Source organism: Mesorhizobium sp. B2-4-14 (assembly GCF_006442155.1).
GTDB lineage: Bacteria > Pseudomonadota > Alphaproteobacteria > Rhizobiales > Rhizobiaceae > Mesorhizobium.
The window spans coordinates 58,704-73,277 of the sequence record NZ_VFVA01000005.1; the positions used below are offsets into that span (position 1 = coordinate 58,704).

Here is a 14,574-nt window from a genome sequence, read left to right on the forward strand (position 1 = left end):
CTTGGCGAAGAACGCCTCCCATTGTGGTTTCACTGCACGATCAAGTCGAGATCATGGCGGGAGAGCGGCTTCGGCTGGGATTCGGTTGTCAGGTAGGTGCGGCCAAGCGTCATCGCCGTCTCGGTGTCGGAATCCATGATGATCATGTGGGCGAACAGGGTCATGTTCGGCGCGATCGGCTCGGGATTGCCCTGGATGAACATCGGCATGTCCATCCAGGACGGTGTGAAGCGCGCGCCGACCGAATAGCCGCAGGCGTTCAGCCGATGCTTGGTCAGGCCATGCGCCTCCATGGTGCGGGCATGGGCGTCGAAGACGTCGCCGAATGTGTTTCCGGGCGTCATCGCCTTTTCGACGGCGAGAAGCGCGGCGCGCGCCGCGTCGAACAGTTCCTGATGGCGCTTGGAGACCTTTCCGGTCAGCACCGTGCGCATCATCGGCGCATGATAATGATGGAAGACGCCGGCCCATTCGAGCGTCAGCTGATCGTTCTTGGTGAGCTTGCGGCGGCCGGCCTTGTAGCGGCACAGCAGCGCGTCGACACCGGAGCCGATGATGAATTCGTTGGCCGGATAGTCGCCACCGCCAGCAAAGACGGCGCCCTGCATGGCGGCCAGAATCAGGGCTTCGTCGCCGCCTTGCTTGATCAGCGGCAGGGCCGCGTCCAGCGCGTCGTCGGAGAGGTTGGCGGCCTTCTCGGCCTTGGCGATCTCGGCCGGACTCTTGAACAGGCGCAGCCGTCCGACGATGCCGGATGCGTCGGCGATCTGGCCGAAGGTCTGCAACTGCTCGTCCAGCCGGCGGCCATTGTAGGCGGTCAGCCCGTGGGTGTCGTATTCGACGCCGATACGGGCGCCAAGCAGGTCGAGTTCGTTGAGCAGGTTGCGCAGGTCGACCGCCGGGTTGGCGCCATTGCGGTCGGTCCACAGCACGATGTTATCGATGATCGAGGTCTGGCGTGCCTGGCGCAGATCGGCCGAGCGGGTGAGCAACACCATCGAGCCGTCGGCCTTCACCACCAGGCACTGGAAGAAGCAGAAGCCGAACGTGTCATAGCCGGTCAGCCAGTACATGCTCTCCTGCGCGAACAACAGGATGGCATCGAGCTTCTTCTCGGCCATCTCGATCATCAGCCGGTCGCGCCGCGCGTCAAATTCGGATCGTTCAAAATGCAGCGCCATTATTCCCTCTCCAAAACAATCGCCGAAACCTGCCGGCCATAATCAGGCTCCTTGCGGTGCGTGGTGCGCCGGTAGGAGTAAAAAAGATCTTCCTCGGCATAGGTGCAGCGGCCGAGGCCCTCGGCGGTAACGCCGGCCCTGGTCAGCCGGTCGACCGTGTAGCGGTTGAGGTCGAACATGGCGTGGCCGGCATTGGCGGAGGGTGTGAAATAGGCGGCGTTTTCAGCATCCGCCTCGACGAAGCGGGCGACGAATTCAGGACCGACCTCGTAATTGTCCGGGCCGATCGAAGGACCGAGCACGGCAATGATGTTCTCACGCCGGGCGCCAAGGCTTTCCATGGCAAGAACGGTGTTTTCGAGCACGCCGGTGAAGGCGCCCTTCCAGCCGGCATGCGCCGCGCCGATGATGCGCGCTTGCGCATCGGCAAAGAGCACCGGGCCGCAGTCGGCGGTCGAGGCGCCGATGGCGATGCCGGGCCGGTCGGTGACGATGGCGTCGGCCTTGGGCCGCTCGCCGGCAAAGGGCTCCCGGGCGATTATGACGTCGGGCGAATGGATCTGCCAGGCGGTCAGCAGATGGTTCGCCGGCACGCCCATCCAGGCGGCGACACGGCGGCGGTTCTCGGCGACCAGCGCTTGGTCGTCATCCGATCCGGTGCCGATGTTGAGGCCCTGATAGATGCCGGCCGAGACGCCGCCGACGCGGGTGAAATAGCCGTGGCGGATGCCTTGTGCCTGCGCCTCGTCCAGCAGCGGCGACCGAACAGGATCCGGTTTGGTCTGATTCAGCATGCGGGCGTTGTTGTCCGTATGAGCGGTTTCGTCAAGAAAAAGCGGCCGGCGGTCCGGCCGCTCTTTTACCGGACGGGAGATTGGGAGGGGGAGCGGTGAAAAGTCAATCCGCCATGGCAAAAGGCCGGACGGCGGCGCCGCGCGGCAGGACGGCAAGCACCTTGAACAGCTCGCCCATGGCCTGCGACCCGGCCAGGCGTTCGACATCGCCGGTGATCTTGTCGCGCGCCGCCTGGCTGGCATTGGCGCCAAGCCTGCCGGCACGCTCGAGGATGCCCATGCCAAGCAGGAAATCGCCCTGCGTCGACAGGTGGGCGTCGAAACCGTGCGCGCGCACGGTCGCGGCAAGGGCGGCGAAATCGACATGGGAGGTGAGATCGGCTTCGCCCGGATTGGCCAGCACATCTTCGTGATTGTGCCGGCGCAAGGCCTGCAGCGTGTCGCCGACACCCGGCTGCAGATGGCCGTAGTCGAGGAACAGCCCGGCGCCATTGTCTCGGGCCATGCGCTCGGCGATGGCTGCCATCAGAGCCGTGCGGGCCGGTGCCACTTCGGCGACCGCGCCTTGCGGTGCATTTGCGGCATCGGGAGGCAGCAAAGTCGGATCGACCGAGCCGGCGCCGGCGAAGAAGCAAAGATTGTTCTCATCATCGAGGCCGATCATCCGCTCGCGCCAGCCGGCGCCGGCGCACACGAACTGGCGGATGGGGACGGCGTCGAACAGTTCGTTGCCAACGATCAGCAGCGGCTGATGAGGGAGGGTCTCGATCGTCTCGTGCCACCGAACCGCGAGCGGTGTCGCGGCAAGCGTCTGCTTCTGCACCTCGGCCAGGCGCGGGCTGGTCTCGATCATGGCGAAGTCAGCACCATTGGCCAGCGCCGGGTCGAGCCACGACAGGGTGCGCAGCATGTCCTTCATCAGTGTGCCACGGCCTGGGCCGATCTCGGCGATGGTCACCGCCATCGGGCGGCCGATCGCCAGCCACGCCTGGTAGAGCCAGACGGCGATCAGTTCGCCGAACATCTGGCTGATCTCCGGCGCGGTGACGAAATCGCCGGCGGTACCGAAGGGCTCTCGCGTCGTGTAGTAGCCGTCCGAAGGATCGAACAGGCACATCGCCATGTATTCGTTGACGGGAAGGGGACCAAGTGCCTCGATCAGGTCGACGATCCGGGTCTTCAGCCGCGTCATGTCGCCTGCGGCTGCGATTGCGTCACCGGCTTGGCGGTGGCCATCGCCCAGATGCCGGCCAGCACCATCGGTGTCGACAGGATCATGCCCATGGTCAGCCAGTTGGTGCCGAGGAGATAGCCGAGCTGCTGGTCCGGCTCGCGGAAGAACTCGACGAAGATGCGCGACAGGCCGTAGCCGCAGATGAAGGCGCCGCCGACGAAGCGCGGCGTCTTCAGCTTGAGGCGCGAATGGGTGAGGATGCGCAGCACGACAAACAGCACCAGGCCCTCGAGCAGCGCTTCGTAGAGTTGGCTCGGATGGCGAGGGTCGAGACCGGCCGGACATTGCCCTAGCGCCTGCTGGAGGCGATCGTTGCAGAAGACCACCCCCCAGGGCATGTCGGTCGGCCTACCCCAAAGTTCGGCATTGATGAAATTGCAGACGCGCACCAGTCCAAGCCCAACCGGCACGCCGGCGGCCACGACATCGAACAGCGACCAAGTGCGGATGCCGCGCTTGATGGAAAACAGCGTCATGGCGAGGATGACGCCGAGCAGGCCGCCATGGAACGACATGCCGCCTTGCCAGACGGCGAAAATGTCGAGCGGATGCGCGATGTAGCGCGGCAGGTCGTAGAACAGCACATAGCCAGTGCGGCCGCCCAGCACCACGCCGATGGCCGCCCAGACGATGAAATCGTCGAGGTCCTCGGGCTTCATCGGCAGGATGCCGTCGGGCCAGAGCCTTGGATTGGAGGCAAGCCGCTTGGCATACCACCAGGCAAACAGGATGCCGACGATGTAGCCGACGCCGTACCAGTGCACCGCCAGCGGCCCGATCTGGACGAGGATCGGGTTGATGTTGGGAAAGGGCAGCGAGGCCAGCGGCAGCAGGAAATAATCGTTCAACGGGAGCTCTCGGTTGCGAAACGCGTTTGCGCGCGGACCATGCGGCAGGGTTTGGGCAGGGTCAAGGCAAGGTGGTTGCCGTCAATTGTCGGGGCGGGTCATCCTTTCGGGCCATCGCCGTGCAGGCGGTAAGTTCAACCCTGAGACTTGGCAGCCACCACCTGCCGCAACGCGTCGTTGATCCTGTCCTGCCAGCCGGGGCCATCCTCCTGGAAATAGTCCAGCACGGCTCGGTCGATCCTGATCGAAACGAGCTCGCGGACATTCGGGGCGGTCGAGGGTTCCCGGGGCGGTGCCGCCGGCTTCTTGACCGGCTTGAAGGCCGCTTCGGCGGCTGCCATCGGATTTGTTGGTCGGCGTGGAGGCGTTGCCATTGATTGACCCTGATTGGAGTGTGCTGACGCAACATGAGACGACAACACAATAGGCGATTTGGCGTCCTCGAGTACAGGTTGGAGCTGTTTGACAACTGCCTATAGGCACGGCAGCGCCATGCGCCATAGCAACGCAGATGCCGCACCAAGCTTCAACGTTCTTGCATTCTCCGCGCGGCGCCACTACGTCATTTCGAGCAAGCGAGGATTTGCCATGTCGACCGGACCGAACCGCATTCTCGACGAATTCGCCAAGCTCATGACCGATGCAGCCGGTGCCGCCCAGGGCGTGCGGCGCGAGGTGGAAACCGCCTTCAAGGGGCAGGCGGAGCGTATCCTCAATTCGATGGACGTGGTGCAGCGCGAGGAATTCGAGGCCGCGCGCGAGATGGCAGCCAAGGCCCGCGACGAGAATGCCCGTCTTGCCGCCCGCATCGAAGCGCTCGAAGCCAGGCTCGCCGAACTGGCCGGTGATACCGCGCCAGCGGCGGCGGCGAAGCCGCGTGCAAAAAAATAATCATTAAACTTTTCCACATAGCCCAATTCTGAAAAGCGCTTTGCCGTGAATCGCTTAACGGCATTGCATGAATCTTTGTGACAGCGCCTTTCCACATGCGAATGACGCAGTGCGAAAAATTGGGCTGTTCACGCGACTCCCGATCAATAGACTGAATTTGTTGCATGATTCGGAGCAGGGTCATGCGGCCGGGCGGTGGGGTCCGGTCTGGGGGTCTTTGCGTCGAGAAGTCCTGGCCGTCCGAGTTCTAGATCAGATTGTTCGTTGTGTGTGCCCTCCCGCGGAGCGTGTGGCGGCGCTCCTTAGAACGACAGGAAGCATTCCATGGAACTTCTCGAACTCGAATTCTCCCGCGAAATCCATCCGGTGGATGTTATCGAGCAGGTGGCCCACAACAATGACTGGTCCTTCGAACGGGCCGGCGATGACGAAATCTCGATCTCGGTCGCTGGCAGCTGGACCGACTATCACGTCTCCTTCTCCTGGATGGAGGATTTCGAGGCACTGCATCTGGCCTGCGCCTTCGACATCAAGGTGCCGGAGACCCGCGCGCTGGAAGTGATGCGGCTGTTGTCGCTGATCAACGAGCAGATGCTGTTCGGTCATTTCGACCTCTGGGAGCAGGAAGGCGCGATCATGTTCCGCCAGTCGTTGCTGCTGGCGGGCGGAGTCGAGCCGTCGAGCCAGCAGGTCGAGGTGCTTTTGTCCTCGGCGCTGGAAGCCTGCGAATGCTATTTCCAGGCGTTTCAGTTCGTCGTCTGGTCGGGAACCTCGGCCAAGGATGCGCTGGCCGGTGTGCTGTTCGAGACCTACGGCAACGCCTGAGCATCGGTAAGACAGTGTCATGAGTTCGAGCAGCGAGCGCAAGCCCGAGATCAGTTTTGCCGATTTCGACCGTGTCGACATCCGCGCCGGCACGATCGTCGAGGCCGAACCGTTTCCCGAGGCGCGCAAGCCGGCATTCAAGCTGAAGATCGATTTCGGGCCCGACATCGGCATCAAGAAATCGTCGGCGCAGATCACCAAATACTATTCGCCGGAAACGCTGGTCGGGCGGCAGGTGTTCGCTGTGGTCAATTTCCCGCCGCGCCAGATCGGGCTGTTCATGTCGGAAGTGCTGACGCTGGGCTTTCCTGACGAGGAGGGTGCTGTCGTGCTCGGCGCCATCGAGCGCAGGGTGCCGGACGGTGGGCGGCTGTTCTAGGATGCGTTGATTTCAGGTGATGCCGGCCTGCGAACGGCGGTCTCCTGCGCTTCCGGTGCTCACGTACCCAAAAGTACGCTCCGCTCCGGTTCTCGGAGCCCACCATTCTCGGCTCGGCCTGACCTGAATCTCAACACATCCTGGGCCGGCACAACTCTCAGGCCGCCAGTTTGCGCGGTGTTCCCAGCGCTTCCCCGACCGTGTCGAGGAACATTTCCGCGCAGGCTTTCCAGCTGTAGCGCATGGCCCGTTCGCGGGCCTGGGCGCGGTCGACCTTGAGGGCGGCGAGCGATGCTTCGCGCAAATCGTTGGAAACCGCGCCGCCAATGCCGTCGCCGACGATGTCGATCGGCCCGGTGACCGGATAGGCGGCGACGGGCGTGCCGCTGGCCAGCGCCTCGATGATGACGTTGCCGAATGTGTCGGTGCGGCTGGGGAAGACGAAGACGTCGGCCGAGGCATAGATCTCGGCCAGTTCGTCGTTAGGGCGATGGCCGAGGAAATGCGCCTGGGGATAGCGCGCCTTGAGCTTTGCAAGCTCCGGACCTTCGCCGACGACCACCTTGCTGCCGGGCAGGTCGAGGTCGAGGAAGGCCGAGAGGTTCTTTTCGATGGCGACCCGGCCGACGCAGAGGAAGACCGGGCCGGGGAAGCCGAGGTCCTTCCGTTTGTCCGGCCGGAAATGGTCGGTGTCGACGCCGCGCGTCCACGGCCTCAGCTTGTTGAAACCGCGCGCCGAAAGGTCGTCGGCGAGCGACTGGGTTGCGACCAGCGTGCCTTGGCCGGAATTGTGGAAGTCGCGCAGCCAGCGATAGGCCCAGCTTTCCGGTACCGGCAAGCGGGCGCTCAGATATTCGGGAAAGCGCGTGTGATAGCTGGTGGTGAATGGCCGGCCGGCATTGCGGCAATAGCGCCGCGCCATGATGCCGAGCGGCCCTTCGGTGACGATGTGGATGTGGTCGGTCTTGTAGCCATCGATCAGCCGTGCCACGTGGCCGGGCGTGGTCAGCGCCAGCCTTATATCGGGATAGGTCGGCAAGGGCAGCGTGCGAAAGATGTTTGGCGTCAGGAAATCCACCCCGACGTCAAAGGATTTCAGGGTTTCGGTGAGCCGCTCCAGCGTGTGGACGACGCCATTGACTTGTGGGCGCCAGGCGTCGGTGACCATCAATATGCGCATGGCGGCCCTTTGCTGGAAAGGTCGACGGTTGCCTTGAAGCGATGCCGGAACGGCGACCAGCCGGCTACAACCGCTTCGCTCCAGCGCACCCGGGCGGGCACGGGGTCGAAATGGGCCGGCAAGGACGAATCGAGTGTGATCGCACGTTTCATGCGCGCTCTTCACCACGATTTCATGACGGGCGGATGAAGCCAGATGCTTGAAGTGCATAGAGCAGCCCACCGTTCGCGGAAACGGCGAACTCCTTTAACTCTTTGTCTTGACGCAAGTCCGGACGGAAAACCGTTTCACACTTTTCCTGGAATTGCGCTTAGGCCGGAACCTTGATCACCGCGCGCAGGCCGCCAAGCGGGCTGACGTCGAGGGTGATGTCGCCGCCATGGCTGCGGGCGATGTCACGGGCGATCGACAGGCCGAGACCGGTGCCGCTGGCATCGAGGTTGCGGGCCTCGTCGAGCCGCACGAAGGGCTTGAACACATCCTCGCGCCTGTCGGCCGGAATGCCCGGGCCGTCATCGTCGATGGTGACCACAAGCGAGCCACGGCCATGATTGGCGCTGACCTCCACCGTCTTGGCATAGCGGAAGGCGTTGCCGATGACATTGGACAATAGCCGGGCGAAGGCGTTGGGCCGCACATGCACGGTCGGGTCGCCGGAAAGCGTCGTCGACAGCTTGCATTTGCGCAGGCTCGCTTCTTCGCTGAGCTTCTGGAAGTAGGCGTCGAGATCAAAGCGCCCGGGATCCTCCGAGGCCTCGCCGCGGGCGAAGGAGAGATAGCCTTCGAGCATCGACTGCATGTCGTCGATGTCCTGGTTCAGCGCCGCCTTGGTCTCGGCCTTGCCGCCGGCCAGCGCCAGCTGCAGCTTGAAGCGGGTGAGGATGGTCCTGAGATCGTGGCTGACGCCGGTGAGCATCGCGGTGCGCTGCTCGATCTGGCGCTCGATGCGCTCGCGCATCTGGATGAAGGCAAAGCCGGCGCGGCGCACCTCCTCGGCGCCGCGCGGGCGAAAATCGCGCGGCATCGGCCGGCCCTTGCCGAAGCTTTCGGCGGCCTCGGCGAGCGTCAGGATCGGCCGGATCTGGTTGCGCAGGAAGGGGATGGCGATCATCAAGAGCACCAGCGAGGTACCGACCATCCAGATCAGGAAGATGTGGGTGTTGGAGGCATAGGCCTGACTGCGGCGCACGAAGACGCGCAGCACTCTGTTCTCGAGCTGGACGCGCACCTCGACGATGTTGGAATTGCCGACCGTGTCGATCCAGAACGGCCGGTTGATCTGGCGGGTGATCTCGGCGGAAAGAACGTCATCGAGGATCGAGAAGAACGGTTTGGGTCCCGGCGGTGGCAACGGATCGGGCGGCAGGAGGTCGACCTTCAGCTGCATCCGGTCCTGCGCGATGCGAATGATGTTGGCGTAGTCGGCGTCGTGCGGATAGGTCTCGATCATGTCGATGATGGCGGCGATGTCGCGTACGGTGGCCTGCGACAGGCGCTGCGTCACGGTCGCCCAATGGCGCTCCATGAAGACGAAGGCGACCACCGATTGCAAAAGGATCATCGGCGCGATGACGATGATCAGCGAGCGCGCATAGAGGCGCTTGGGCATATAGAGCGAGACGAGGCGCCAGAACCGGTTCCAGATGCGCGGCACCGCCTTGAGCGTTCGCGTGGCGCGTGCGCTCAAGCCGTCATTTCCCGGCTGTTCCAGTTCCGTGGTCGCCATTGGCCCGTCTCATCCGTCGGCGGCCATTGCGGCCGCGGCCGGTATTCTATTCCACGCTGAGCCGATACCCAATACCGCGCACGGTCTGCAGCCAAACCGGATTGGAGGGATCACGCTCAATCTTGCGGCGCAGCCGGTTGATCTGAACGTCGATGGTGCGCTCGCCGACCTCCGAATCGTCGCCGACGAGTTCGTGGCGCGGGATGGTTTCGCCAGCGCGCGCGGCAAAGATAGCCAGAATCTCCTGCTCACGGTCGGTCAGCTTCAGCGCCTCGCCGCCGCGCTTCAGTTCGCGCCTGGCGATCTGGAAGGTGTAGGGGCCGAAGACCAACTGTTCGACCTTTGGCGTCGCCGCCGGGCCGCCGCGGCGCAGGATGTTGTTGATGCGCAGGATCAGCTCGCGCGGATCGAAGGGTTTTGGCAGATAATCGTCGGCGCCAGCCTCGAGCCCCGAGATGCGGCTGTCGGTTTCCGACAACGCCGTCAGCATCAGGATCGGCACGTTCTTTTCTGCACGCAGCGCCTTGGTCAGATCGACGCCGCTTTCGCCCGGCATCATGACATCGAGCACAAGCAGGTCGAAGTCGAGGCCGGCGAGCTTGCGGCGGGCCTCACCGGCATTGCCGGCGACGGTGACGCGAAAACCATTTTCGGTCAGATATTGCTTGAGAAGATTGCGGATGCGGGTGTCGTCGTCGACCACGAGCAAATGCGGTGCGTCGTCATCCGGTGCGGTCGCCTGGTCGACCCTCTCACTGCTCTCCATGGCTTTTTCCTGACATTTTTGCGGACCCAACGTCGATTTGAGCTCTCAGTTCCGGATTGACCATCGCTTCGAGGAAGCGTTCCACCAAAGCCCGTTCGGTGGCGCCGGAATCTTCCAATGCAGCACGGATGCGGCGCGACTGTGGCCGCGCCAGCGCCAGCGCCAGCGCACGGCCCTTGGCCGTCGGATAGAGCTCACGCTGGCGGCGGTCGCGCGGACCTTGCAGCTGCACGACATGGTCGGTGTCGATCAGTTGCTTGAGCACGCGCGCCAGGCTCTGTTTGGTGATCTTCAGCACGTCAAGCAGTTCGGCGACCGTCAGGCCTGGCCGCCGGTTGACGAAATGCAGCACACGGTGATGAGCGCGGCCGAAGCCATAATCGGCCAGGATCTGATCGGGATCGGAAGTGAAGTCGCGATAGGCGAAGAAGAACAGCTCGATGATGGCGAAGTCGATGCCGTCCTCGACTGACATTGCGGTCCTGATCGGTTTCCCGGCTGCGTGGCTTCGGTCCGTCATCATTTCTCCATGGGAACAGGAGATTATGTCAGTACTATTGACGTAATTTCCCTGCAATGATAATTTTTGACAAGCTTTTGGGCGGATTGCGAACAAAAAGGCAAGACCGGCGGGTTTTTCCGGAATTTCCTGAGTTTGCCAGAGCGCGATTATCCGCTTACGCTTCGAGACACCGGCTGGCGTCTCCAATCTCACGGCGCGGCCAAAAAGAACACGCAACGACACTGAAGATATGCGGGCCGACGCCCGCGGGAGGTTACCATGGCATCCGTTCCCTTCGATCAACTGGACGGCTTCATCTGGATGAACGGCGAGTTCGTTCCATGGGGCGACGCCAAGATTCATGTGCTGACCCATGGCCTGCATTACGCCAGCGCGGTGTTTGAGGGCGAACGCGCCTATGGCGGCGTGATCTTCAAGCTCAACGAGCATACCGAGCGTCTGCATGAATCGGCGCGCCTGCTCGGCTTCAAGATCCCCTATTCGGTGGCCGAGCTCAATGATGCTTCGACCAAACTGTTGAAGAAGCAGGGTTTCCAGGATGCCTATGTCAGGCCGATCGCCTGGCGCGGCAGCGAGCAGATGGGTGTTTCGGCGCAGAACAACCGCATCAATGTGGCCATCGCCATCTGGCAGTGGCCGAGCTATTTCGATCCGGCGCAGAAGCTGAAGGGCATTCGGCTCGACGTGGCGGAATGGCGCCGGCCCGACCCGCGCACGGCGCCGTCCAAGTCGAAGGCCGCCGGCCTCTACATGATCTGCACCATGTCCAAGCACGCCGCCGAGGCCAAGGGATATGCAGACGCCATGATGCTCGACTGGCGCGGCCAGGTCGCCGAAGCGACCGGCGCCAACATCTTCTTCGTCAAGGACGGCAAGATCCACACCCCGAAGCCCGACTGCTTCCTCGACGGCATCACCCGCCGCACGGTCATTGGCCTGGCCAGGGATCGCGGCCTGGAGGTCATCGAACGCGTCATCATGCCGGAGGAACTCGAAGGCTTCGAGCAATGCTTCCTGACCGGAACCGCGGCGGAGGTCACGCCGGTCTCGGAGATCGGCCCCTACCGATTCGAGGTCGGCGAGATCGCCAAGAACCTTATGAACGACTATTCTGTGGCCGTTCAGCCCAAGCATGCGATCGCCGCAGAATAACGAAAGTCACAGCTTTTCGCGCAAGTAGGGGCGGTTTTCGAACCGCCCCTTTTATTTCAGCGTTTGTGCATTTGACTTTCATTCAATTCGGCGTCTCATGATGGCGTCGGCCCGGGAGGCTGGCAGCTATGGAGGGACTGGCAATATGGACATGAACACGCTTCTTCCGATCATTATTCAGATTATTACAGGCATCATCGGTGGCCAGGCGGTCGGCGCGGCGATCAAGACGGCGGCGATGGGGCAGCTTCCCAAGATCCTCGCCGGCGCGGTTGGCGGCGTCGGCGGCGCGGCGATCCTTGGCAGCCTGCTCGGCGGCGGCACGATCACTCCGGACGCAGCCGCGGCGGCGACGAGCAGTCTCGGCAGCGCGCTCAACCTGAACAATATCGTCGGCGGCGCCGGCGGCGGCGCGATCCTGACCGCCATCGTCGGCGCGGTCATGGGTGCCATGAAGAAGTAGGCGATTTCTGTCCAAGGTTTCAAATGGGCGGCTCCGGCCGCCCATTCCGTTTCAAGACGACTGACTGTTCGTCTTTCGAGGGGTGGACGCCTTTCACCGGCGCCTCTACATGACCGCTTGGACATCGAAAGGACGATCATGGGTCAGCTCAACGCCGGCATCGTACCGGTCACACCGTTCCAGCAGAACTGCACCATCCTGTTCGACATGGACGACAAGCACGGCGTCATCGTCGATCCGGGCGGCGACATCGACAAGGTGCTGGGCGTGTTGAAGGACAATGCGATCACGGCCGGAGCCATCTGGATCACGCATGGTCACATCGATCATGCCGGCGGTGCGATGGAGCTCAAGGCGGCGCTGGGCATCGAGATCATCGGCCCGCACGAGGCCGACAAACCTTTGCTGGACAATCTGGAAAACCAGGGCAGGCGCTACGGCATCGCCGGTTCGCGCAATTGCGTGCCAGACCGGTTCCTGACCGAGGGGGAGACGGTGTCGTTCGGCTCGCATCTCTTCGAGGTGCTGCATTGCCCCGGCCACGCGCCGGGCCACGTCGTCTATTACAACCGGGCGGCCAAATTCGCCCATGTCGGTGACGTGCTGTTTCGCGGCTCGGTCGGCCGCACCGACCTGCCGGGTGGCGACCATGCGGCGCTGATCGCTTCGATAAAGGACAAGCTTCTGCCGCTCGGCGACGATATCGGTTTCATCTGCGGCCATGGGCCGGGCGGCCGCTTCGGCGAGGAGCGGCGGACCAATCCGTTTTTGGTCTAATTCGGTAGGGATTCAGACGATCCCGAACAACTTGACCAGGCCGTTTCCGAAAGCTGGCGCCGCCGGACGTTCGTCGTTGAAAAAGCCAAGCAATTGGCTTTTCCGTCCGCTGTGCGGACCACTTCTCAACTCCCCGTATAGGGACGGGGAGAAAGACAGCCTGCACAGAGGATTTCGCCAATCTCCAGCGTCGCAGTACCAGCGCCAGCATTGCGGCCAGTTCTCTTCTCCCTGTCCCTATACGGGGAGAAGGTGCCGGCAGGCGGATGAGGGGCGGCGCTGACTTTTGCAGCCGCAGATTGCCCTCGAAATCCTAGAGCCCAAACAAAAAGCGCCGACCTCGCGGTCAGCGCTTTTTGTTTTGGGGCAGGGAAGCCTCAGTTGGCCGTGCAGAAATGCTGTTCGCCGTCATTGCCGGTGAAGGTGCCGGTGCGGGAATTGAAGGTGCGGTAACGGTCCGAGCAATACTCGTACCAGTCGCGCGTCCACGGTTCGGCATAACGGTCGGCGTACACCACCCGAGGCTCCGCGTAGTAGCGGCGGACAGGGGCCGGGCGCACGCTCACGTCACGATCGTAATAGTAACCGTCATCGTAATAGTCTGGCGGCGGCGGTTGCTGGTTGGCCAATGCACCGCCGATCAGCGCGCCGGCGGCGAGGCCGAGGACGCCGGCTGCGACGGCGTCGCCATGGCCGTGACCGTGATGATGCCAACGATGCCAGTCATCGGCGTTGGCCGCGGGCAGGGCCACAAGCATCGTGGCGGCCACGGCGGCAGACAGCACGGCTGTCTTGAAAATTCGGTTCATGTCGATCTCCTTCGTGCCAGCCCGTATGATTTTTCGGGAATGCGGTCCGGCTTTACGAAAGATTAATATGAGACCGTGGCTGAACGGGGGCTGAACGGATTTTATGTGCCGCGCTGCCACAAGCATCAAAAAACGCACGCTCCGGGGAGCGGACCTGGCCTGCCGGAGCGTTCGGCCTGAAGCCGGCTCAGCCGATCGACAGGTTGACGGCCTTCGGACCCTTGCCGCGTTTATCCGGCTCGGTGTCGAATGTCACTTTCTGCCCATCTTCGAGACCGGGAAGACCCGACGCCTGCACGGCCGAAATATGGACGAAGACATCCTTCGCGCCATCGTCCGGCGTGATGAAGCCGAAGCCTTTGGCATGGTTGAAGAATTTGACGGTGCCGGTCTGCGGCATGGGAAGCTCCTTTGATCCCATAAACTCCAGTCTCGGGCCGGCAAATGCCCGAGCGGAAATTTGTCCTTTATTTTAGCGTCATCGGCAAGAGAAAGTTTTGCGGAGACTTAAAGCGCGTTACGCTTTAAGTCCTTGTTATGACGCATGTCGTTGACCCAAAACCGGAACCGTTTTGGGCGACATGCTTTTATGCTGTCCTGCGGACATGAAAAAGGCGCGACAAAAAACGCCGCGCCTTCAAAAATCTGTCTGCGTGCCCAGAGGCTGGGCAAGCTCCGCCCCCTCATTCGCCCGCCATCAAGAGCGGGCGGCGTCCCGATGGTTCAGGCCGCGCGGAGATTGACCGCCTTCGGGCCCTTGCCCATGCGGTCCGGCTCGACGTCGAAGGTAACCTTCTGGCCGTCAACGAGCGTGCGCAGGCCCGATGCCTCGATCGCGGAAATGTGGACGAACACGTCCTTGGCGCCGCCATCGGGCGTGATGAAACCGAAGCCTTTGGTCGCGTTGAAGAATTTAACGGTGCCGGTCTGGGCCATTGGGGAAACTCCTTCACCCGTTCAGTCTTTGGTGGTCCTGCCCGCCACCTGGCGTCGAGGGCAGTTCCCGGTGGTTGCTTCGGCAGTCAT

19 protein-coding genes are annotated in these 14,574 nt (G+C 62.8%); 6 read left to right on the forward strand and 13 right to left on the reverse strand.

All coding sequences use genetic code 11. The features are described 5' to 3' along the window. Positions 1-29: 29 nt before the first annotated feature. The 5 genes from FJ938_RS06385 to FJ938_RS06405 all read right to left on the reverse strand — a co-directional run bounded on the left by FJ938_RS06385 (position 30) and on the right by FJ938_RS06405 (position 4,431). The gene (locus tag FJ938_RS06385; RefSeq protein WP_140692183.1) at positions 30-1,181 is read right to left on the reverse strand and encodes a Xaa-Pro peptidase family protein; all 1,152 of its coding nucleotides are present in this window, start codon (positions 1,179-1,181) and stop codon (positions 30-32) included. Then, positions 1,181-1,975 carry a peptidoglycan editing factor PgeF gene (pgeF, locus tag FJ938_RS06390; RefSeq protein WP_140613167.1) on the reverse strand — a complete coding sequence of 265 codons (795 nt, stop codon included), beginning with the start codon at positions 1,973-1,975 and terminating at the stop codon, positions 1,181-1,183. Before pgeF ends, FJ938_RS06385 begins: the two co-directional genes overlap by 1 nt. A 103-nt stretch (positions 1,976-2,078) precedes the next feature. Then, the gene (locus FJ938_RS06395; protein ID WP_140692185.1) at positions 2,079-3,167 is read right to left on the reverse strand and encodes a class I SAM-dependent methyltransferase; all 1,089 of its coding nucleotides are present in this window, start codon (positions 3,165-3,167) and stop codon (positions 2,079-2,081) included. After that, complete coding sequence (gene lgt, locus FJ938_RS06400) at positions 3,164-4,057, reverse strand: prolipoprotein diacylglyceryl transferase (protein WP_140613165.1); 894 nt, start codon at positions 4,055-4,057, stop codon at positions 3,164-3,166. The genes FJ938_RS06395 and lgt overlap by 4 nt, the downstream gene beginning before the upstream one ends. A gap of 134 nt (positions 4,058-4,191) precedes the next feature. Continuing rightward, a complete protein-coding gene (locus FJ938_RS06405) occupies positions 4,192-4,431 on the reverse strand; it encodes a BrnA antitoxin family protein (RefSeq protein ID WP_140613164.1) in 240 nt (79 codons plus the stop codon). Between the two features lie 214 nt (positions 4,432-4,645). On the opposite strand from FJ938_RS06405, the gene FJ938_RS06410 reads away from it, so the two are divergent. From FJ938_RS06410 to FJ938_RS06420, 3 genes are all read left to right on the forward strand, one after another. After that, positions 4,646-4,948 (forward strand): accessory factor UbiK family protein, encoded by a 303-nt coding sequence (locus tag FJ938_RS06410; RefSeq protein WP_140613163.1) that lies wholly within the window; start codon positions 4,646-4,648, stop codon positions 4,946-4,948. 324 nt (positions 4,949-5,272) lie between these two features. Continuing rightward, on the forward strand, positions 5,273-5,773 hold the full coding sequence (locus FJ938_RS06415) for a YbjN domain-containing protein (RefSeq protein ID WP_013893499.1): 501 nt from the start codon (positions 5,273-5,275) through the stop codon (positions 5,771-5,773). 19 nt (positions 5,774-5,792) lie between these two features. Further along, entirely contained in the window at positions 5,793-6,152 is a 360-nt protein-coding gene (locus FJ938_RS06420) for a tRNA-binding protein (RefSeq protein WP_140692188.1), read from the forward strand. A 157-nt stretch (positions 6,153-6,309) separates the two neighbouring features. On the opposite strand, the gene FJ938_RS06425 is transcribed toward FJ938_RS06420, so the two are convergent. From FJ938_RS06425 to FJ938_RS06440, 5 genes are all read right to left on the reverse strand, one after another. After that, positions 6,310-7,332: a glycosyltransferase family 1 protein gene (locus FJ938_RS06425; protein ID WP_140692190.1), complete on the reverse strand. Its 1,023-nt coding sequence runs from the start codon at positions 7,330-7,332 to the stop codon at positions 6,310-6,312. After that, positions 7,320-7,484: a hypothetical protein gene (locus tag FJ938_RS29335; protein ID WP_181165769.1), complete on the reverse strand. Its 165-nt coding sequence runs from the start codon at positions 7,482-7,484 to the stop codon at positions 7,320-7,322. Before FJ938_RS29335 ends, FJ938_RS06425 begins: the two co-directional genes overlap by 13 nt. Before the next feature lie 158 nt (positions 7,485-7,642). After that, complete coding sequence (locus FJ938_RS06430) at positions 7,643-9,058, reverse strand: ATP-binding protein (protein ID WP_140613161.1); 1,416 nt, start codon at positions 9,056-9,058, stop codon at positions 7,643-7,645. 46 nt (positions 9,059-9,104) lie between these two features. Next, entirely contained in the window at positions 9,105-9,824 is a 720-nt protein-coding gene (locus FJ938_RS06435; RefSeq protein ID WP_140613160.1) for a response regulator transcription factor, read from the reverse strand. Beyond that, positions 9,811-10,344 carry a MarR family transcriptional regulator gene (locus tag FJ938_RS06440; RefSeq protein ID WP_181169027.1) on the reverse strand — a complete coding sequence of 178 codons (534 nt, stop codon included), beginning with the start codon at positions 10,342-10,344 and terminating at the stop codon, positions 9,811-9,813. The genes FJ938_RS06435 and FJ938_RS06440 overlap by 14 nt, the downstream gene beginning before the upstream one ends. Before the next feature lie 261 nt (positions 10,345-10,605). On the opposite strand from FJ938_RS06440, the gene FJ938_RS06445 reads away from it, so the two are divergent. The 3 genes from FJ938_RS06445 to FJ938_RS06455 all read left to right on the forward strand — a co-directional run bounded on the left by FJ938_RS06445 (position 10,606) and on the right by FJ938_RS06455 (position 12,739). After that, the gene (locus FJ938_RS06445) at positions 10,606-11,499 is read left to right on the forward strand and encodes a branched-chain amino acid aminotransferase (protein ID WP_140692193.1); all 894 of its coding nucleotides are present in this window, start codon (positions 10,606-10,608) and stop codon (positions 11,497-11,499) included. A 145-nt stretch (positions 11,500-11,644) separates the two neighbouring features. Next, positions 11,645-11,962 (forward strand): hypothetical protein, encoded by a 318-nt coding sequence (locus FJ938_RS06450; protein WP_140692196.1) that lies wholly within the window; start codon positions 11,645-11,647, stop codon positions 11,960-11,962. 138 nt (positions 11,963-12,100) lie between these two features. After that, positions 12,101-12,739 (forward strand): MBL fold metallo-hydrolase, encoded by a 639-nt coding sequence (locus tag FJ938_RS06455; RefSeq protein WP_140692198.1) that lies wholly within the window; start codon positions 12,101-12,103, stop codon positions 12,737-12,739. Positions 12,740-13,116: 377 nt separating this feature from the next. Here the strand turns inward: FJ938_RS06455 and FJ938_RS06460 are convergent, their stop codons facing one another. The 3 genes from FJ938_RS06460 to FJ938_RS06470 all read right to left on the reverse strand — a co-directional run bounded on the left by FJ938_RS06460 (position 13,117) and on the right by FJ938_RS06470 (position 14,484). Continuing rightward, positions 13,117-13,548 (reverse strand): BA14K family protein, encoded by a 432-nt coding sequence (locus FJ938_RS06460; RefSeq protein WP_140692201.1) that lies wholly within the window; start codon positions 13,546-13,548, stop codon positions 13,117-13,119. Between the two features lie 187 nt (positions 13,549-13,735). Further along, positions 13,736-13,948, reverse strand: a complete 213-nt coding sequence (locus FJ938_RS06465; RefSeq protein ID WP_006202521.1) for a cold-shock protein — start codon at positions 13,946-13,948, stop codon at positions 13,736-13,738. Positions 13,949-14,271: 323 nt separating this feature from the next. Beyond that, entirely contained in the window at positions 14,272-14,484 is a 213-nt protein-coding gene (locus FJ938_RS06470; RefSeq protein ID WP_006202520.1) for a cold-shock protein, read from the reverse strand. Positions 14,485-14,574 lie beyond the last annotated feature (90 nt).